The 20459-nt window shown below is 36.2% G+C and carries 20 protein-coding genes; 19 read left to right on the top strand and 1 reads right to left on the bottom strand.

Annotated features, from left to right (window positions below):
- Window positions 1-11: 11 nt before the first annotated feature.
- The 16 genes from IP358_RS05375 (at window position 12) to nuoN (ending at window position 15511) form a co-directional block, all read left to right on the top strand.
- Window positions 12-236 carry a YdcH family protein gene (locus IP358_RS05375; protein ID WP_006802562.1) on the top strand — a complete coding sequence of 75 codons (225 nt, stop codon included), beginning with the start codon at window positions 12-14 and terminating at the stop codon, window positions 234-236.
- Window positions 237-385: 149 nt separating this feature from the next.
- Window positions 386-1213: a cysteine ABC transporter substrate-binding protein gene (locus IP358_RS05370; protein WP_040498518.1), complete on the top strand. Its 828-nt coding sequence runs from the start codon at window positions 386-388 to the stop codon at window positions 1211-1213.
- Between the two features lie 372 nt (window positions 1214-1585).
- The gene (locus tag IP358_RS05365; RefSeq protein WP_006802560.1) at window positions 1586-1975 is read left to right on the top strand and encodes an NAD(P)H-quinone oxidoreductase subunit 3; all 390 of its coding nucleotides are present in this window, start codon (window positions 1586-1588) and stop codon (window positions 1973-1975) included.
- Complete coding sequence (locus IP358_RS05360; protein ID WP_040498517.1) at window positions 1957-2466, top strand: NuoB/complex I 20 kDa subunit family protein; 510 nt, start codon at window positions 1957-1959, stop codon at window positions 2464-2466. The genes IP358_RS05365 and IP358_RS05360 overlap by 19 nt, the downstream gene beginning before the upstream one ends.
- 9 nt (window positions 2467-2475) lie before the next feature.
- Window positions 2476-3279, top strand: coding sequence for an NADH-quinone oxidoreductase subunit C (locus IP358_RS05355; protein WP_006802558.1), 804 nt, complete (start codon window positions 2476-2478; stop codon window positions 3277-3279).
- Between the two features lies 1 nt (window position 3280).
- Window positions 3281-4510 (top strand): NADH dehydrogenase (quinone) subunit D, encoded by a 1230-nt coding sequence (nuoD, locus tag IP358_RS05350; RefSeq protein ID WP_006802557.1) that lies wholly within the window; start codon window positions 3281-3283, stop codon window positions 4508-4510.
- Window positions 4507-4776 (top strand): NADH-ubiquinone oxidoreductase subunit E family protein, encoded by a 270-nt coding sequence (locus IP358_RS05345; RefSeq protein ID WP_006802556.1) that lies wholly within the window; start codon window positions 4507-4509, stop codon window positions 4774-4776. Before nuoD ends, IP358_RS05345 begins: the two co-directional genes overlap by 4 nt.
- Window positions 4773-5597: a hypothetical protein gene (locus IP358_RS05340; RefSeq protein WP_006802555.1), complete on the top strand. Its 825-nt coding sequence runs from the start codon at window positions 4773-4775 to the stop codon at window positions 5595-5597. Before IP358_RS05345 ends, IP358_RS05340 begins: the two co-directional genes overlap by 4 nt.
- Window positions 5597-8068 carry an NADH-quinone oxidoreductase subunit G gene (locus tag IP358_RS05335; RefSeq protein ID WP_006802554.1) on the top strand — a complete coding sequence of 824 codons (2472 nt, stop codon included), beginning with the start codon at window positions 5597-5599 and terminating at the stop codon, window positions 8066-8068. Before IP358_RS05340 ends, IP358_RS05335 begins: the two co-directional genes overlap by 1 nt.
- Complete coding sequence (nuoH, locus tag IP358_RS05330) at window positions 8065-9063, top strand: NADH-quinone oxidoreductase subunit NuoH (protein WP_040498515.1); 999 nt, start codon at window positions 8065-8067, stop codon at window positions 9061-9063. Before IP358_RS05335 ends, nuoH begins: the two co-directional genes overlap by 4 nt.
- Window positions 9060-9716 (top strand): NADH-quinone oxidoreductase subunit NuoI, encoded by a 657-nt coding sequence (gene nuoI, locus IP358_RS05325; RefSeq protein WP_006802552.1) that lies wholly within the window; start codon window positions 9060-9062, stop codon window positions 9714-9716. The genes nuoH and nuoI overlap by 4 nt, the downstream gene beginning before the upstream one ends.
- A complete protein-coding gene (locus IP358_RS05320; RefSeq protein ID WP_006802551.1) occupies window positions 9716-10270 on the top strand; it encodes an NADH-quinone oxidoreductase subunit J in 555 nt (184 codons plus the stop codon). The genes nuoI and IP358_RS05320 overlap by 1 nt, the downstream gene beginning before the upstream one ends.
- A complete protein-coding gene (nuoK, locus tag IP358_RS05315; RefSeq protein WP_006802550.1) occupies window positions 10270-10572 on the top strand; it encodes an NADH-quinone oxidoreductase subunit NuoK in 303 nt (100 codons plus the stop codon). The genes IP358_RS05320 and nuoK overlap by 1 nt, the downstream gene beginning before the upstream one ends.
- A 2-nt stretch (window positions 10573-10574) precedes the next feature.
- Entirely contained in the window at window positions 10575-12434 is a 1860-nt protein-coding gene (gene nuoL / locus IP358_RS05310; RefSeq protein WP_006802549.1) for an NADH-quinone oxidoreductase subunit L, read from the top strand.
- Complete coding sequence (locus IP358_RS05305; protein ID WP_006802548.1) at window positions 12419-14023, top strand: NADH-quinone oxidoreductase subunit M; 1605 nt, start codon at window positions 12419-12421, stop codon at window positions 14021-14023. Before nuoL ends, IP358_RS05305 begins: the two co-directional genes overlap by 16 nt.
- The gene (nuoN, locus tag IP358_RS05300) at window positions 14024-15511 is read left to right on the top strand and encodes an NADH-quinone oxidoreductase subunit NuoN (RefSeq protein WP_006802547.1); all 1488 of its coding nucleotides are present in this window, start codon (window positions 14024-14026) and stop codon (window positions 15509-15511) included.
- Window positions 15512-15543: 32 nt separating this feature from the next.
- On the opposite strand, the gene IP358_RS05295 is transcribed toward nuoN, so the two are convergent.
- Window positions 15544-16113, bottom strand: a complete 570-nt coding sequence (locus tag IP358_RS05295; protein WP_006802546.1) for a hypothetical protein — start codon at window positions 16111-16113, stop codon at window positions 15544-15546.
- Window positions 16114-16219: 106 nt separating this feature from the next.
- Between IP358_RS05295 and IP358_RS05290 the strand changes: the two genes are divergently transcribed.
- From IP358_RS05290 to IP358_RS05280, 3 genes are read left to right on the top strand one after another with little or no spacing between them, the layout of a single operon-like run.
- On the top strand, window positions 16220-16864 hold the full coding sequence (locus IP358_RS05290) for a hypothetical protein (protein WP_006802545.1): 645 nt from the start codon (window positions 16220-16222) through the stop codon (window positions 16862-16864).
- 8 nt (window positions 16865-16872) lie between these two features.
- Entirely contained in the window at window positions 16873-18015 is a 1143-nt protein-coding gene (locus tag IP358_RS05285; protein WP_257534886.1) for a metallophosphoesterase, read from the top strand.
- Between the two features lie 56 nt (window positions 18016-18071).
- Window positions 18072-20459 (top strand): tetratricopeptide repeat protein, encoded by a 2388-nt coding sequence (locus tag IP358_RS05280; protein WP_232086725.1) that lies wholly within the window; start codon window positions 18072-18074, stop codon window positions 20457-20459.

The raw sequence follows: 20459 nt of genomic DNA, 5'->3' as shown, positions 1-20459 counted from the left end.
AGGAGAATCTAATGTTACACGAGTATAGAGATGAAATCAGCGTTTTAAAACAAGAAAATGCACATTTTGCTAAGATTTTTGATGAGCATAATGATCTAGATCAAAAAATTCAAGATATTACAGAAGGTAGAGAGCACGCAACGGATATGGAGCTTTCTGAGCTTAAGCGTAAAAAGCTAGAGCTTAAAGATGAAGCATATGCAATAGTGATGGAATACATTAAAAACAAAAAATAACTCATTTCCCCATTTTTGGGGATTTTTTTCTAGCATTCTTAATCTTTCTTATAAAATCTTTAAAAATAATTTTAATTTTAATATTTTTTAAAAACTTCAAGTGATAAAATCACAATGCTTTTATGCAAAATTTTTGTAAGGAAAAATTAATGAAAAACCTAATTTTTAAAATATTTTTAGCAATTTTTGTAGCAGGTATTTTTGCGGGTTGTGAAAATAATACACAAAGCACTAGTGAAGATAGGCTTGCTAAAATTAAACAAAAAGGCGTGATTACAATTGGTGTATTTAGTGATAAACCACCTTTTGGTTTTGTAAATGATAAGGGGGAAAATGATGGCTTTGATGTATATGTTGCAAGGGAGTTGGCAAAAAGTTTGCTAGGTGATGCAAGTAAAGTGAAGTTTGAACTTGTTGAAGCTGCAAGCCGTGTGGAGTTTTTAAAAAGTGGTAAAGTAGATTTGATTATGGCAAACTTTACAAAGACTCCTGAAAGAGCAGAAGTTGTAGATTTTGCAACGCCTTATATGAAGGTTGCACTAGGTATTGTTTCAAAAGAAGGGGCAATTAAAGATGTTGCCGATTTAAAGGGCAAAAAGCTGATTGTTAATAAAGGCACAACGGCAGATTTTTATTTCACAAAAAATCACCCAGAAATTGAGCTTGTGAAATTTGATCAAAACACAGAGGCGTTTTTAGCTCTTAAAGACGGCAGAGGTGATGCTCTGGCGCATGATAATTTATTGCTTTTTGCTTGGGCAAAAGAAAATCCTAATTTTGCAGTTGCAATTAGTAAGCTTGGAAATGAAGATGTGATTGCTCCAGCAGTTAAAAAAGGTGATAAGGCACTTTTGGAATGGGTAAATTTGGAGATTAAAAAGCTTAATGAAAATGGCTTTATGAAAGAAGCTTATGCAAAAACACTTGCACCTATCTATGGAGAAGATCAACTTCAATCTGTGCTATTTGTAAAATAATGCAAAATATGGAATCCTTTTTGGATTCCAATTCTCTAAAACATATCATAGAATCTTTGTAAGATGTTACAAATCTACCCCTTTTTTAATTTTGGATTCTAACTTTTATCTTGATTTTTTTCTTTGCATAAGTGTTATTTTTTACTGATATTTCTGCTCTATTAATAATGTTTAAGTCCTAAAAATACGTGTAGTTCAAACCTATCACTTGGAAGTTTCGTATTTTTATTAAAAAGATTAATAAAAACTTTACTTTATTGCTATTGTTACAAGTTTGCAATATCCTTTTAAATGCTTAGAATATGGAATCTAAAACATTATTTTTTTAAGAAAACTACGCTAAGATAACCAAAAAATTTGAAGGATAGCGTTGTGTCTCATTTGGATATAGCACACCCTTATTTTGGTGTGTTTGTGATTTTTGTTTTTACTTTTGTAGCGTTTTTGGCAACAACTTTTTTGTCGCGTTTTGTAGGAAGAAAGCTCGCAAATAAAAACAATCAAAAATTAAAATTAGCCCCTTATGAATGCGGTTTAGCACCAACAAAACAGCCTAATCGCATTTCTTCGCAATTTTATATTATGGCATTGTTGTTTATTTTGTTTGATGTAGAGATTATTTTTATGTTTCCTTGGGCGGTTGATTTCCAGGTTTTGGGTATGTTTGGATTTGTTGAGATGATTTTATTTATCTTTTTATTGCTTATTGGATTTGTGTATGCGTGGAGAAAAGGAGCGTTGCAATGGCAGAGCATGAAGTAGATTATTTTAAAAGTGGGGGATTGCCCATTGCTTTAACAAGTGTAGATAAGCTTCTAAATTGGGGGCGTAGCAATTCTTTGTGGGCGATGACTTATGGGCTTGCGTGCTGTGCGATTGAGATGATGGCAACAGGGGCTAGTCGTTATGATTTTGATCGTTTTGGTACGATTTTTAGGGCAAGTCCTAGACAAAGCGATGTAATGATTATTGCTGGAACTGTTACTAAAAAACACGCTCAATTTGTGCGTAGGCTTTATGATCAGATGCCAGAGCCCAAATGGGTGATTTCTATGGGAAGTTGTGCAAATACAGGCGGTATGTTTAATACTTATGCGACGGTGCAAGGAGTGGATAGAATTATTCCTGTAGATATTTATTTGCCTGGCTGCTCGCCACGCCCAGAGACTTTGCAATATGCACTAATGGTATTGCAGCAAAAAATCCGCAAACAAAAGGCAAGCCGTGCAGTTGCCCCAAAACGCTTAGTGTAAAGGAAGTGTATGCGTGAATACAAGCCAAAGAAAAATGCGCAAAAGCAGGTAAATTATAAAGATAGATTTTATGTATCTCCTAGTATTCCAAAAGAGAGTGTGAAAAATGACAGCATTTATTGCGCTGATGTGGAAGTTTTAGGAGAGCAAATTAAGATAATGGAATCTTATATTGAACGCGGTATGCTTGTGGTGTGGGTGGAAAAAGATTCTATTTTTAGAGCCTTAGAAGCCCTAAAAACAATGGGTTATGAGATTTTAAGTGAGCTCAGTGCAATGGATTTTTTAGAAAGCAAGGGCGGGTTTGAAATTTTTTATCAATTGCTATCTTTGCAAAAAGTGAAGCGATTGCGCGTTAAAACTTTTTTAAAAAAGGGAGAAAAAATAGAATCAGTTAGCTCTCTTTTTAGTAGTGCAAATTGGAGTGAAAGGGAGATGTATGATATGTTTGGGATTCTGCCTTTAAATCACCCTTATCCAAAACGCATTCTAATGCCTGATGACTGGGTGGGATATCCGCTTTTAAAAAGCTATCCTTTACAAGGTGATGAAGCGGCACAATGGTATGAAGTGGATACTATTTTTGGCAAGGAATATCGTGATGTTATTGGTCCAGAACAAAGAGATCCTGCGCGCATAGATCGCTATGATTCTACGCGTTTTTCGCATTTAGGCTATGAAGTGGGATATGGAGAAAAGGTTAAAGAAAATAAAGAAAAGCCATGCCCTATTATGTACCAAGAAGAAGATGGTGTGCTATTTGTGAAAAAACTAAAACCAGAATTTACAAAAGAGCTTAAAGAAAGGAAGTAGAATGCAACAGCCTAATAAACTAATGCCCTTTTATGAAAATGTTGCTTTTGACCGCATTAGCAATAATGTGATGGTGGTAAATTTTGGTCCCCAGCACCCTAGTGCTCACGGACAATTGCGCTTGATTTTAGAGCTAGAAGGGGAGAAAGTTATTAAAGCCACGCCCGATGTTGGGTATTTGCACCGCGGAATGGAAAAAATGGCAGAAAATATGATTTACAATGAGTTTCTGCCGACAACAGATAGAATGGATTATATTGCCGCAAGCTCTAACAATTATGGGTTTGCTTTAGCGGTGGAGCGACTTTTGGGGGTTGATGTCCCAAGACGCGCTAAGGTGATTCGCACAATGCTTTTGGAGTTAAATCGCATTATCTCGCATCTTTTTTGGCTGGCAACACACGCGCTTGATGTGGGGGCTATGAGTATTTTTTTATATTGCTTTAGAGAGAGAGAGTTTGCTATTGATTTAATTGAAGATTATTGTGGAGCGCGTTTAACGCATTCTAGTGTTAGAATTGGTGGAGTTCCGCTTGATTTGCCAAAAGATTGGATTGCAAAATTGAAAGTATTCTTAGAAGCGTTGCCTAGTCAGATTGAGCTTTATGAAGGGATTTTGAGTGAGAATAGAATTTGGAGAATGCGCTTAGAAAATGTGGGTGTGGTGAGTGCACAAATGGCAAAAAGTTGGGGCTTGAGTGGTGTAATGTTACGCGGAAGTGGGATTGCTTGGGATATTAGAAAAGAAGAGCCTTATGAGCTTTATGATGAGTTAGAGTTTGATGTTCCAGTTAGTGAGAGTTGCGATAGTTATGGGCGTTATCTTTTGTATATGGAAGAAATGCGCCAAAGTATTCGGATTTTGCACCAACTTATTGATAAATATAAAGATACAGATACGCTTTTGATGTGTGAGAATACGCGCTATTTTTCTGCGCCAAAAGAACAGATTATGACACAAAATTATTCTTTAATGCAACATTTTGTTTTAGTTGCTCAAGGAATGCGACCGCCTGTTGGCGAGATTTATGTGCCAACAGAATCACCAAAAGGGGAGCTTGGATTTTTTATCTGCTCTAGAGGTGAGCCTTATCCTTATCGCGTGAAAATGCGAACGCCTAGCTTTTTTCATACAGGGGTTTTACAAGATTTATTGCCTGGACATTATTTGGCAGATGTAGTAACAATTATTGGAAATACAAACATAGTCTTTGGGGAGATTGATAGATGAAACGCTTTGATTTACGGCATTTGAAAAGTAATTTTTGTGGGCGTTTGGAGGAGATTTTACAAACAGGATTAGAAGTAGGTGAAGTTGGAATTTTTTTATTTGAAGTGGGAGATTTTGAAAATGTGCAAAAAAGTGCTGATATGGTGAAAAAAAATGGGGACACTCTTTTAAATTCTTTGCGCTTTAATGAAGTAGATTGGACAATTATTGTTAGAAAAGAAAATATGGAATCTAAAAATTTAGAAACACAAAAGGCTAGCTTATGAATGCGCTAATGCAAACATTTTTTAAAAATGGTGGAATTGCTTGTGAAAAGAATGTTTTAGATATGGGGCAGGATATTCTACTTTTTGGAGGATTTGTGGAGAGTTTCAAAGGTGTTTTAGAAAAGTTGGAATCTAAAAGCAATGTTTTTTTGCTAAGTCCCTTGCATTTTAATCCTTATAATTTCACGCAATTTGTTTATGAAGTAGGGTCAGAAGAAGCTGTGATTGCGTTGCTTGCTTATGGTTTGAGTTGCAGCAATCAATCAATTAAGGATAAAGCATTGCAAGAGTTTGTAAAAATGCTTGATGTTGGTTATCTCGCATCAGAGTGTAATTTTGCCGAAGAAGAGTTAGAAGAGATTGTTAAAGGCTATGTAGAGCGTGGTTTGGTGCTAGTTGTTGGCTTAGATTTAGCTACACATAAAAATGCAAGCAATATTGCAAAAATCCTAGCCTTACTTAGTGTAACGCTAAGGGATTTAAAAATTGTTTTTTTAAATTCCGAAGTTAATGGGATTCCTTTATCGCGTGAAGAGATTAAGCCTTTGGGGGATTTAAAAAGTTATGATGGTTTGGTTGTGTATGTGCCAAAGGAGTCTAAAGAAATAAATGTCTTAGAAGTTTCTCAACAATTTTGCAAGGTTAGCAAAATGCAAGATGGTGCGAAAGTTAAGGTGAAGTTGGAATCCAATCAAGAGGTTTTAGCGCAAATGCGATGTAATGTAATGTTGAAAGGGATGGTTGGAATTCTTTGGGCTTCAAGGGAAGTATTGCAGAATAGTTTTTGTTATCAACTTGTAAGTTTAAGCAAGGTGGCGTAATGGAAAAAATAAAAGTAATCATTGATGGTTGTGAAGTAACTTGTAATGAGGGTGAGAGTATTTTGAATGTTGCGCGTGCAAATTCTATTTTTATCCCAGCAATTTGTTATCTTTCCTGTGCATCTCCTACACTTGCATGTAAAATGTGTATGGTAGAAGCCGATGGAAAGCGCGTGTATGCTTGCAATGCGAAGGTTAAAGATGGAATGCAGATTGTGGTGCATACGCCAGAGATTGAAGAAGAGCGTGTGGCGATTATGCAAGCTTATGATGTGAATCATCCTTTACAATGCGGAGTTTGCGATAAAAGCGGAGAGTGTGAGTTGCAAAATTATACGCATTATGTGGGTGTAAGTGAGCAAAAATATGCTTTAAAAGATACTTGTAAGCCCTTTGGGAAATGGGGTAAAGCGGTTTATGATCCTAATCTTTGTATTGTGTGTGAGCGTTGTGTAACACTATGTAAAGATAAGATTGGAAAATCACACATTAAGGCTTTAAAATATGATGGAGAAATGCCTGATAAAGCTTATAAAGAAAGTATGCCAAAGGACGCTTATGGAGTTTGGACTAAATTTAAGAAATCTCTGATTGGCTTAAATAATGTGGAAGCTGATGCGTGTGGAGATTGTGGGGAGTGCGTGAGTGTATGTCCTGTAGGTGCGCTTAGTATTGGGCATTTTCAATATCGCTCAAATGCTTGGGAGTTAGATAAGATTGATAGCACTTGTGTGCATTGTGCTAATGGTTGCGCCTTAACTTATGAAGTAAAGCAGAAAGGAATTGGTGGGGGAGAAAAGGAAGTGTATCGTGTGGTGAGTGATTGGAATTTTTCCACACTTTGCCCAGCGGGTCGTTTAGCCTTTGATACAAATAATCAACATATTAAAAAAGATTTAGAAGCCTTTAATAAGACTCTTGCGGCTTTTAAGGAAGCACAAAGTATTAAATTTTCGGGCGATATTAGCAATGAAGAAGCTTTGATTTTACAAAGACTCAAGGAAAAGTTTGGTTATAAATTAGTATGTGAAAGTGTGTATCCTTTTAAGGAGTTTTTGGATTCCTTTAGCAAGGTTGCTGGCAATCTAGGAAGTGTTACGCAAAAGCAAATCACACAAAGTACGCTTGTAATTACCTTTGGTGGTGCGTTGAGTTATGATATGCCAGTAGTAACGCATAGCATTAATAATGCGATGAAGCAAAATAAGGGTGCAAATCTCGCAACTTTTCACACAATGGAAGATATTGCGCTAAATAACTTCGTCAAAACTCCTATTAAAGGGATTTATAAGCCAGATAGCGAAGAAGCAATTGCATTATTGCTAGCAAGTGCTTGTATTCCAAGAGAGAAAATGCCACAATCCTTAAAAAAACAGATTGAAAAATACGAAAAGTTGGAATCCAAAACGCTCATAAAAGAGATTAAGAAAAAGATTAAGCAAGAAGCTCTAGATGAGAATGGCAATGTGATTTTAGATGAAAAAGGCGAGACAATCTTCATAGAAAAAGAAGAGATTCAAAAGATTAGTGAAGAAATAGAAGTGGTAACAAGTGAGTTATACGCATATTGTGGAGAGTCTATAAGAGAAGCAATAGAAAGTGTCAAAGTTGTGTTAAATGATGCAAGAAGCCCTGTTTTAATAGTGGGTTCTGATGTATATAGTGCAAGAAATGCAAGCAATATTGCCAAGATTTTAGGTTATATTGAGGTGTTGAGTGAAACAAAGTTAATGCTATTGCCGCCACAGACAAATGCGCTTGGCGTGGCTTTAATCTGTAATTTAGATAAAGAAAGCTTAGGATATAGTATAGGTTATAATGTAGAAGGGAAGTATAAAATTGGTACTCAAGCAGAGAATGCCTTGCAAATGCCATATTTAAGTGAGCAAGAAGGAAGTTTGGTAAATGTGGATAAGCGCGTTGTGCCGATTGCTCCAGCTACGCCTTATTATGGATATGAACTTAATGATATTGCAAGGGCGTTAGGGCTAGAGAATGAATATACCATTGATTACACGCAAGAATTACCTCTAACTAAAGGCTTTAAAAGTATTGCTTATGATGACTTGGGTTTTGGTTTTGCAAACGATGGCACAGAGATTCGCGGCTATCTTTTGGATGCTGATTATCCTAGCGAAAACACAGAGATTGCGCCTATAACTTTAGAATCCTTAGAAACTTATAATCTCTATGCGCGCAATAGTGTGGCACATTTTTCAAAAAGTACTTTGGCATCTTTGCATTTAGATTCCAAAAATGGCTTACAAGTGAGCAAAGAATATGCACAAAGGCTTGAGTTAGAACAAGGCGATAAGGTGGAGATTGATTTTTTAAATGGAGTGATAGTGCATTCTGTAGTAAGCATTGATAGTGGAATGCAAGGTGATTTTGCCGCGCTTGGTGTGTGTGGAATGGAAGGTGGCTTCCAAAACTCACGCTATGTTAATGCTTCTATAAAGGCTTTAAAATGATGGCTTATGTGATTGAAACATTAATTAAAATTTTGCTTTTGGTGCTGATTTTTTCGGCTCTTGCAGGATTTACCACTTATGTAGAACGCAAGGTTTTGGCGTTTTTTCAAAGGCGTTTAGGTCCTACGATTGTTGGTCCTTTTGGTGTGTTGCAAATTTTAGCCGATGGGATTAAACTCTTTACTAAAGAAGATATTGTTCCAAGTGGAGCAAATCGCTTGATTTTTAGAATCGCTCCTACAATTACAGCAGCAACGGCGTTTATTGCAATGGCTCCGATTCCATTTTTTCCGGAGTTTGAACTCTTTGGGCGCACGATTCAACCTATTGTTTCTGATATTAATGTTGGAATCTTATTTGTGCTAGGTGTTGGAGCGGCTGGGCTTTATGGTCCTTTGCTTGCTGGAATTAGTGCAAATAGTAAGTGGTCGCTTTTGGGGGCGGCAAGAACGGCAGTGCAACTTCTTAGTTTTGAAGTGGTTTCGGGCTTATCTTTGCTTGCGCCTTTAATGCTTGTAGGATCTCTTTCTTTAATTGATATTAATAATTACCAAAATGGTGGAATTACAAATTGGCTGATTTTCTCACAGCCTTTGGCGTTTTTGCTCTTTTTATTTGCAGGTTATGCAGAGTTAAATAGAACGCCTTTTGACTTACTAGAACATGAAGCAGAAATTGTTGCTGGATATGCCACAGAATATGCGGGAATGCGCTGGGGGATGTTTTTTATTGGTGAGTATGCAAGTATGATTTCGCTTTCTTTTGTGGTGTCTTTGATTTTTCTTGGTGGATTTAATCCATTAGGGTTTATCCCCGGTGGAATTGCAATTCTCTTAAAAGTAATGTTTTTTATCTTTTTATTTATGTGGGCTAGGGCAGCTTATCCACACATTAGACCGGATCAATTAATGGGGCTGTGTTGGAGAGTATTATTTCCGCTAGCACTTTTAAATGTTTTTGTAACAGGAATTGTAGTTTTAGGAGGTGGAAATTGAGTCGATATGTAAAAATTTTTGAAAAAACTCCGCCTTTAACACAAGCGCAAAAATTTGTAAGATTTTGGAATCGTGCTTTAAAAGGTGAGCTTTTTGTTGGGCTTTGGCTTGTGTTTAAAGAGTTATGTAAGGCGCAAATCCACACGGTGCAATATCCTTTAGAAAAATTGCCCTTAAGTTCGCGTTATCGTGCAGTTCATGAGTTAAAGCGTTTGCTGGATAGTGGGAATGAGCGGTGCATTGGCTGTGGATTGTGTGAGAAAATTTGCGTGGCAAATTGTATTAGGATGGAAACAAGCTATGGGGAGGATAAGCGTAAGGCTGTAACAGAGTATAGCATTAACTTTGGGCGTTGTATTTATTGTGGATTGTGTGCTGAGGTGTGTCCAGAGCTTGCGATTGTTCACGGAGGGAGATATGAAAATGCTTGTGAGCAACGCGCTTCTTTTGCGCTTAAAAAGGATATGCTAACGCCTATTGAGAAGGTTTTAAGTGGTAATGATTGTGAATTTGATGGTGTGGGAAGTGTGAGTGTGGATGCGGATAGGCGCATTAAAGCAACACCGCTAAAGTATTTAGAAAAAAATATGGAATCCAAAATTGAAAATTTAGAATCCAAAGAAGTGGAATCTCAAAAAATGGAGGCGGAGTAATGTTTGAAGCAATCGCGTTTTATGTCTTTTGCGCTTTAACTTTAGCAATGTTTTTGGTTGTGGTAACCACGCAAAATATTCTTTATGCTTTAAGTGCGCTTGCTGCTGGAATGATGTTTGTTTCGGCTTTTTTCTTTTTGTTGGGAGCTGAATTTTTGGGTGTAGTGCAAATTGTGGTTTATACAGGAGCTGTAATCGCGCTTTATGCCTTTGCGATGATGTTTTTTGATGCGCAAAAGCTAGAAAATGAGAAGGTGCAAAGCCCTAAAATGCTCTTTTTCTTAAGTGGTATGGGGGCTTTGTTACTTGTGTTAATTGTAGTGGCCCCTGTGATTGCAGAAAATCTTGCAAGTTTGCAAGCAACAACGCCGATAAAAGAGGAAATTGGAAATGTGCAAATGGTGGGTTATGTGCTTTTTACTAAGTTTTTGATTCCTTTTGAGATTGCAGCGGTTATGCTGCTTGTGGCAATGATTGCTGGGATTGTGCTAGCAGGTAAGGGAATGAACTATTCACTAACTTTAAATGAACAAGCACCTAAAGGAGAAAAGTGATGATAACGCTTAATCATTATTTGATGCTATCAAGCCTTATGTTTATAATTGGTGTTTTTGGAATGCTTAGGCGCAAAAACTTGCTAATGCTATTTTTTGCAACAGAGATTATTTTAAGCTCTGTGAGTGTGGGATTTGTGGCTGTCGGTAGGTATCTTGGAGATTTAAATGGACAAATGTTTGCATTTTTTCTCTTAGCGGTTGCCGCAAGCGAAGTTGCGATTGGTGTAGGCTTGTTAATTGCTTGGTATAAAAAGCATCACACGCTAGATTTAGACCGCTTAAAAATTATGGAAGGCTAAGAATGGAAGTGATTTTGTATAGTGCGTTGTTTGCGCCTTTAATTGGTTCAATTTTTGGAATCCCTTTTGCATCTAAAAAGAAGTTTGTAAGTGTTGGAATTTTTGCTTCTTTAATGCTTGCGGTGTCTTTCTTTGCTTCCTTGCTACTCTTTATCTATAGTTTTCAAGGTGGTGGGGCGTTAAAGGTTGCGCTAATGGATTGGATTGGAGCTGGTGGGCTTTATATTCCTTTTGGATTCTTGGTAGATAGTGTGAGTGCTACAATGATGCTTGTAGTAACATTAGTATCCTTGTGTGTGCATATTTACGCCATTGGTTATATGAGCCACGATTCTAGCTTTAATCGCTTTTTTGTGTATTTGAGCGCTTTCGTGTTTTCTATGCTTATTCTTGTGATGAGTGATAATTTTGTGGGGTTATTTATTGGCTGGGAAGGCGTTGGGCTGTGTTCTTGGATGCTTATTGGATTTTGGTATGAAAGAGATTCTGCTTCTTTTGCGGCAAATGAAGCATTTATTATGAATCGTATTGCAGATTTAGGAATGCTACTTGGAATCTTTTTAATCTATTGGACTTTTGGAAGTTTAAATTATGAAGAAGTTTTAAGCAATATTTATGAAGCACCTAAGGGGGTTTTAATTGCTATTGGCGTGTTACTCTTTGTTGGAGCAATGGGCAAGAGCGCTCAATTTCCTTTACACACTTGGCTTGCTGATGCAATGGAGGGTCCCACACCAGTTTCTGCACTTATCCATGCTGCTACAATGGTAACAGCAGGGGTATATTTAGTCATTCGTGCAAATCCTTTATATTCTATTATTCCAGAAGTAGGGCTTGCTATTGCTTGTTTAGGGGCTTTTGTAGCTGTATTTGCTGCTACAATGGCACTTGTAAATAAGGATTTAAAACGCATTATTGCTTATTCTACACTTTCACAACTTGGTTATATGTTTGTTGCAGCTGGGTTAGAAGCGTATTGGATTGCGTTATTTCATCTTGCAACACACGCATTTTTTAAATCCTTGCTATTTTTGGGGGCAGGGAATGTAATGCATGCAATGAATGATAAATTGGATATTTCTAAAATGGGCGCGTTGTATCAATCTTTAAGATATACGGCAATTTTAATGATTTTAGCTTCTGTTGCCCTTGCTGGAATTTATCCTTTCTCGGGATTTTTTTCTAAGGATAAAATCTTAGAAGCCGCCTTTGGAAGTGGGGCTTATGTGTTGTGGGGAGTATTATTACTTGGAGCGTTTTTAACGGCATTTTACAGCTTTAGGTTGATTATGCTTGTGTTTTTTGGAGGGAAAAAGCACGAAGAACATCCGCACGAAGCTTATCCTTATATGCTTTATGCAATGTTGCCTTTAGGGATTTTGGCGGTTTTTGCAGGAATGTTTGAAAGCTATTTTCACCATTTTATTTTACAAACACTTCCGGATTTTAAGGTAAATTTGGATTCCAAAACGATTTGGACTTTGATTGTGGTTACTTCTTGTGTTGCTTTAGGTGGAATCGGATTTGCAATCTTTAAATATAAAAATGGTGGGTTTTCTCCGAAGTGGCAAGAAAGCTTTGTTTATAAACTCTTAAGCAATCAGTATTTTATCCCAGCGCTCTATGATAAGATTTTTATTCAAAATTATTTTAGAGTTGCAAAAATTGCGTGGTTTGCGGATAAAAATATCATAGATTTTATTGTGGATTTAATTGCAAAATTACTCAATAGTAGCGGTGAGAGTATGCGCTGGATTCAAGGAGGTAGCCTTTCAAAAATGCTAAAGGTTATGTTCTTTGGTGTGGTCGTGTTATTGTTGCTTGTATTTATTTATAGGGAGGGTGTATGGATTACCTTTTAACCTTACTTATCTTTTTTCCGTTGTTTGGTGCGCTTTTAGCAATTGGAATTAAAGAAAATCTTAAAACTTATGCTATTGTAATTAGTGCAATAGAGCTTGCTTTTGCGCTTTTGTTGTGGTATGGATTTGATAAAAGTGCTGATGGGTTTCAGTTTATAACGGCTTTGTCTTTGGTGGAGGGCTTTGGCGTGAGCTATCTTGTGGGGGTTGATGGAATCTCTTTGTTTTTAATTTTATTAAGCGCGTTTATTGGTCTAATTGGATTTATTTATTTAAATGAAAACTATGAAGCAAAAAAGTTAATCATCTCTCTTTTATGTCTTGAAAGCATTATGATTGGTGTCTTTTGTGCTTTAGATATGATTTTATTTTATATTTTTTGGGAGCTTTCTTTGGTGCCTATGCTTTATATTATCGGTGCTTGGGGGAGTGGTAGCAGGATTTATGCAGCGGTTAAGTTTTTCTTATACACTTTTTTAGGTTCAATGCTAATGCTAGTTGGAATCCTATTTTTAGCCTATTATTATTTTGAGGTGAGTGGCATTTGGACATTTTCATTATTAGAATGGTATAGCTTAAGTGCGATTCCAAAGGGTGTGCAACTATGGCTATTCCTTGCTTTTTTTGCTGGACTTGCTGTTAAAGTGCCAATGTTTCCATTTCACACTTGGTTGCCTTACGCGCATGGACAGGCACCAACAATTGGTTCTATTATCCTAGCGGCTGTGCTATTAAAAATGGGAACTTATGGCTTTGTGCGTTTTTCTTTGCCACTATTTCCTGATGCTAGTATATTCTTTTTAATGCCTGTAGCGATTTTATCACTTATAATGATTATTTATGGGGCATTTGTAGCTTTCGCACAAGAAGACATTAAGCAAGTGATTGCATATAGCTCTATTTCACATATGGGTGTGATTATGGTTGGGATTTTCGCGCTTAATGTAGAAGGGATTACAGGTTCTGTGTTTTTTATGTTAAGTCACGGAATTATTAGTGGGGCGTTGTTTATGCTTGTAGGAATGCTTTATGAGCGGCGACATACAAAGATGATTGCTGAGTTTGGAGGAATTGCAAAGGTTATGCCAAATTATGCGGCAATTTTTGGAATTATGGCGATGGCTTCGGCGGGATTACCCTTAACAATGGGATTTGTTGGGGAGTTTTTATCCCTGCTTGGATTCTTTCAAGTTTCGCCTATAATGGCTGGGATTGCTGGGATTAGCATTATTGTAGGTGCGGTGTATATGCTGCATTTGTATCGCAAAACATTTTTTGGAAAAGTGGTTAATGTTCAAAATCTAAAACTTAGTGATTTAAATGCGCGCGAATGGAGTGCTTTGTTGCCTTTGGTTGCAATTGTGATTTGGCTTGGTGTATATCCAAAGCCCATTTTAGAGCCAATTAATAAGGGCGTGGAAAACACGCTAGCAATTATGCAATCAAGAATTGTTACAAAAACAAGTCTCGACTTTTTTGGGCTAGAACTTATGCAAGAAACATTTTCAAAAGAAACATTACAAGAGATTCCGCATACGCAAGAAGGGTTGCGATCTCCACAAGATAGCACACAAGGGGAGGGGAAGTAAATGTTAGAACCATTTAGTGTATCATTTGAAAGTTTGAATCTTTTTAGTATTTTTCCTATGCTCATTGCAATTTGTGGAGCGATTCTTATTTTAGTGGTGGATATGTGCCTAAAAAGCGTAAATAAACAGCTTTATACAATGCTTGCGATTTTGTTTTTGGGCTTAGATTTGGGCTATATTATGTTTTTTAGCATTGACGGAATGCAAAGAGCGTTTTTTGATTTGATTTTAGTTGATGGAGTGGCGTTAATTGGACAGCTAATTATTTTGATAGCAGCGATTTTATTTGTGCCTTTAACGCTAAGTTACAATAAATTTCACGAGTTTCAATATTCTGAGTATTACGCATTATTTTTACTGATGTGTGCTGGGTTTCAGTTTATGGTAAGCAGTGATCATTTGATTGTGATTTTCTTAGGGCTTGAAACTTCATCACTTGCGCTTTATGCGCTTATTGCAATGCACAATCGCGCAACAGCATTTGAAGCAGCAATTAAATATTTCACAATGGGGGCATTATCAGCAGGTTGTTTTGCCTTTGGCGCAATGCTTTTGTATGCGGCAAGCGGACATTTAGATTTAATGGGAATGAAAGCGATTTTAGAGACAAATAGCTACCAGCCTTCCTATTTGGTGCTTGGTGGAGTTGTGTTTTTTATTGCTTCGCTTGGTTTTAAAGCTTCTTTAGTGCCATTTCATACTTGGACACCTGATGTGTATGAGGGTTCAAATTCTTTTTTGGCGGGCTTTATGTCTATTGTGCCAAAAATTGCAGTGCTTGTGGTAGCAATTAGAATTTTTAGCTTTTTTATGGATATTGTGTGGGTGCATAATGTGTTTTATTTGCTTATTGTGTTAACAATTACCTTACCAAATCTTGTGGCGTTGGTGCAAAAAGATGTGAAAAGAATGCTAGCATATAGTTCTATTTCACACGCTGGATTTGCCTTTAGTGCCATTTTAATTGGAGGAACACAGGCTTATAGTGCGTTATTTGTGTATTGGATTTTGTTTCTTTTTACAAATCTTGGGATTTTTTCTATGCTTTGGATTTCACGCACAAAAGAGCAAATGTGGGATAAACGCTATGATCATTCTTATGAGAAGTTTTCAGGACTTATTAGGTTGTGTCCTTTGGCAGCGGTGATTATGGGATTATTTATGTTTTCTTTGGCGGGGATTCCACCTTTTTCTGTGTTTTGGGGAAAGGTGTATTTAATGAGTGTTGCTATGAATAATGGTTATTTGTTTTTAGTGATTGTAATGGTGTTAAATAGCGCAATTGCAGCATATTATTATTTGAAGCTTGTTGTGTATATGTTCTTAAAAGATCCGCTTATTAGCGATGGCAACATTTATCTGCAAAACGCCACGCTACCGCTTAAAATTGTAGTTGGAATTGCAACGCTTTATGTATGTCTTTCTGTATTTTTTGTAGATGGCTTATTGCTTGGAATTTTTGGGCTTGTAGGAAGCAGTGCATTATAGCTTAATAGTTGGAATCCAAAAATGGATTCCAACTATTGCTTATTGTCGGAAAAACTTCTTGTCGTCTCGTTAATCGCAGAGTTTATTGCATTTTGTAATGTGATTTGAATTTGGTTGTTATCTAACTCAGAAGATTTACCAAAGACTTTGAGATATTGTTCGTTTGCATTTTCTAAGCTAGACTTTCCTTGAAAAATTCTCGTTTCATCCATTTTATTATTAAAAGAGAGTTGGATCTCAAAAATCAAAGCATCGCTTGTTGTGGAGTGAAAAAAACCGCCTTGTGCATTTTTTTTATTAATACTTCCATAGACAATATCTAGCTGATAGTGTTTATAATTGTTTGTGTTTGCTTGTGTGAAGCAACCACTTTGCATAAGTGATTTTTCTACAATATCTTTTACAAGTGCGTTTGCAATTTGCAAGTCATTATGCTCCCCTTCTTTTAAAAAGCCAAATTCATAAGTTATAATGGGTGTAGTGCAAGCTTGTTTGACACGCGTGTTTGGAAGTGAGTCGTATTTTTGTGCGCAACCGCTAAGGATTCCACCAAGAGCTAAAACGCTGATAATGCAAGCATTTTTTAAGAATTTCTTTTTCACAAGTTGTCCTTATTTGTAGATTTCTTAGAGACTAATTTTAACACAATTTTATTGATAATTTTTATCAAAGATACTACAATACGCGGATTATTTATAAGGGCTATCATTGGGTATTTTTCAAAGTAGAAAGTTTATTTTTTTAGAAATTTTGTTATGTGTGGTTTTAGGAGTTGGAATTGTGTGTTATACACAAAGCAATCAAGAAATTACACAAAAGCAGCACACAGCACTTTATTATGTAAATATTAGTGGCAAGCAACGCTTCTTGGCGCAAAGAATTGTATTTTTATCACAAATTATTTCGACAAATTTTATTCTAAAGCGTAATAACCAAGAAACTCTTTTAGAGCTTAGACATTGTATTAATGAGCTCAGTTCTTTTCATCAAATCTTACAAAATTTTGTTGTTTCTACAATTGTAGGAAGTGAAGAATATTTTACATTAAATGATGTGTATTTTGGAAGTGGAGGATTAATGCTAAAAATGGAAAAGTTTTTAGATAATGTCAATCAAATATTTTATTTAACAAATTTTAATGATATTTTACAAATTAATCAATCATTATTGCAACAACTTGAAGGTGACAATGGATTGTTAATGAGTTTGGAGCTTGCAACTTTGAGTCAGCAAATTTATGGACAGACATTTTTGCGTGAGCAAGAACGCAATACGGAATGGTTTTTGTATTTTGGTGTTTTTATCTGTGTTTTACAAGCAATTTTATTGCTTTGGAATGTTGCACGGAGATAAGGTTTATTGTGAAGAGTTTGTTTCCGGTTTTGGCTCTTTTGGTATTTTTTGGATTCCATATTGGAATCTATTTTTTATTTATTAAACGCATTGTAAAGCCAAAAATTCCGCTAAGAATCTTAAAATATTTTTTAGTTTTTAATTTTTTTGGTGTGGTGTTGTATTTTTTTGGGCGTTATGTGATGGATTTGCCTCAAAGTGTATATTTTTTAGCTTCACTTTCTATTGGCGTGGGATTTGTGCTATTTGTTGTAATGCTGCTTTATCAAGTATTGTTGTTATTTTTGTATCTTATTGGAATCCTTTTTCCGAAGTTTTCACAAGAGAGGCGTGGGTTTTTTCAAAATGCGTTAAATCTTACAAGCGGTGTTTTTGCGCTTGGTTATCTTGGAGTAGGCTTGGTAGAGGGGCGATTGGTGCCTATTGTAGAGAAGGTTAAGATTTCATTAAATGGACTTAAAGGCAAGATAACAGCGGTGCAAATTAGCGATTTACACATTGGCGGATTGATTGAGGAGAATGTAGTGGCAGCAGTGGTTAAGCAAGTCAATGCTCTAAAACCTGATTTTATCGTGCTAACAGGCGATATTATAGATGCAGAAGTTAGTAGGGTCCCTAAGGCAATTGATGCATTAGCGAAGTTGCAAGCTCCGCTTGGTGTGTATTTTATACTAGGAAATCACGAGTATTTTCACGGCATTGCTTCCTTGTTGGAAGTGCTTAAGGATAAGGGAATTATCGTGCTTGAAAACGCTTGTGTATTGTTGGAAAAGGGCGAAGCAAAGTTGAATTTAGCTGGTGTGTATGATTTATTTGGTAGACGCATTAATGCTCTAGAACCAGACTTGGAGCAAGCCTTACAAAAAAGGATTCCAACTTATCCGCTAGTTTTATTGGCTCATCAACCTAAATTTGCCTTTGAAGTCAAAGAGTCGCACGATGTGAATTTAATTTTGAGTGGACATACGCACGGAGGACAGATATTCCCTTTTAGCTTGTTTGTAAAGTTTGATCAGCCTTATTTGAAGGGCTTATATCAGCATAGTCGAACAACACAAATTTATGTCAATCGTGGCACAGGTTTTTGGGGACCTCCTATGCGGATTCTATCAAGAGCGGAAATTACAAGTTTTGAGTTTGTTGGTGTGTGAAATGCAGTTTTAAATAAAACAAAGTATAATGCAAAGATTAAAATTTAGGAAAAAAGTTGGAATGGCGTTTTAGATATTCTTTACTATTTTTGGTGATATTGTTTGCAAGAGCTTTTGGGCTTGAGTTTTATGTGGATAGCGGAAGGGAAGCAGGACATAATTTTGCTGTGTTAAATTTGCGAGATACAAAGCCTTTTGCATGCTATGAGGAGTTAAATAGAGACTCTCAAGTGAGTGGTATTGTTTGTAGTTTTGAAGAGCCTTTGTTTTCGCGTTTTCAGCGAAGTGAAACTTTGTTTTTTTCAATCTCACCTGAAGTGCTAGATGAAGAAAAAGGCTTTAGTCTAAGAATCACCCCAAAAGCAAATAAAAAAATGAAACTTTATAATACAGAATTTGATTTATCTAGCAGTCGGCGTATTCCTGTAGAGAATAATCCAAAATCTAAGCGTTGGCAAATTTTAGGTTATGAGGGCGAAATTCCTTTTTTAAATGATAAGCCAAGTTATGGAATTAATTTTCCCATTCTCTTTGATGAAGTTCCAAGTATTGGTGTGCTTGATGCGCAAATGCGCCCTATGGATAATCATGTTGGTAGGGATAAAGATTACTTTTTAAATATACAATCTTTTGTGGGGCGCGGTTCTTATGCAGAAGCTTTAAATGCTATTGATGAAATGTTGGCACTCTATCCTAATACAATATTTAAGCGTGATGTGTTGTATTTGCGCTTAGTAGCTCTTGATGGAATGCAAAATTTAGAAAATTATGAAGAAATTATTGCTCTTAGTAAGGCTTGGCTTGGGGCATATCCTACAGATATCCATGTGCCTCAAGTGTTGTTTATTGTAGCAAAAACCTATGCAAGAATGAAATTTTTTGAAGAGGCAAAGTATTATTATAACCGCTTATTTAATGAATACAAGGGTGATAAATACGAGCTTCTAGCAAGACTTGATTATGGAGAGCATTTGTATGAGAGGGGGGATCGCAAAATTGTGCTTGAATTGTATGAATCTGTGTTAAATGAATCAAAAGATTTAGAAGTTGCCTCTCTTGCTTCTGTGCTTTTGGGGGATTATTATCGTAAGGCAGAAGAGAAAAAGAGAGCAGAAAAATATCTCAATGATATTTTGCAGGCAAATCCTAATTTTTTCTTGCAAGATATTCCTAAGTATTATGCGATGATGCAAGCTTGGGCAGAGTTTGGAATCTATGAAACGCCAGCGAAAGTGTTAGAAGGGATGTTTAATTCTTTTGAAGATAAGACTGTTCCTTTATACTTACCAATATTAAAAGATATGGCAATGTGGTTTGATAAGGCTAGAGACTTGAAGAAGGCGCATAAGTATTATCAAATGCTTTTAAATGAGAGTGAAAACCAAAGTGATCTTAAAGAGATTAAAAAACTTGATGACGCTTTGCTTTTAGATGATAATGAAAGTAATGCAACAAAGCGTTTAGAGCATTATGATTATGTGATTGAAAGCTACAGAGGTAAGGAAGAAGAGAAAATTGCACTAGAAAAGAAGGCGCAAACCTATTATGATTTGGGCGATTATTTAAGTGTGTTTAATTTAAGAGAAGATTTAAATAAAGTGTTGGGAGAAAATGTCCCTGTGTTAATCCATGCAGTAAGCGCGCTAACTGAAGAGACATTAAAAGTCAATAATTGTAAGGAAGCAGCGTTTTATGGAAGTTTGTATGATGTGAAGCTTATGTTAGAAGAAAGTGAGTTTTTAAAACTTTTTGATTGCTTGTATTTTAATAAGCAGTTTATTCCAGCGTTGCAAATTGCCAAAGAGAAATCTACACAAGCAGTAACGCTAAATCAAAAGGAGGAATGGCTTTATCGTTTGGCTTGGGTTGAGTATTCCTTACAGAATTATCCTAAAGCAGCCCTTGCGGCGCGCGATACGCTAAAATTATTAAATAATAGCAAGCATAATGATAGTGCTTGGGTGCTTTTTATGGCACTTTCCAAACAAGACAATAATGAAGAAGCTTTTAAGTTGCTACCGACTTTGGAACAAGTACTTAAAAATAGCAATAAGATGATTGAAATTTATCGCATAATGTTGCAAGATGCATTAGAGCGCAGAGATGATACGGCAATTAAAGTGTATGCAAAGCGTTTAATGGATCTACAAGCAATGTATCAACGCTATGAATATTCCCCTTGGGTGGAACTTGCAGTAGTAGAAGCACTAAATCGTGAAAGTAAATTTAAAGAATCGCTTGAAATGTTAAAAATGGCAGAATCACACGCTAACAAGGATACAGAAAGGATACAAATCTATTATTTGCAAGGCTATTTATATGATAAGCTAGGGGATAAAAAAACAGCATTAGAGTCTTATGAAAAATGCGAAGCTATCAACACGCAATCCGCTTGGAAAAATCTGTGTATTGATGCAAAAAAACTGCTAGACAACAGGGAGTGA

It is taken from the genome of Helicobacter winghamensis ATCC BAA-430 (genome assembly GCF_028751035.1).
GTDB lineage: Bacteria > Campylobacterota > Campylobacteria > Campylobacterales > Helicobacteraceae > Helicobacter_D > Helicobacter_D winghamensis.
Note: the sequence above shows the minus strand (reverse complement) of the source record. Positions and strands in the feature narration are given on the sequence as shown.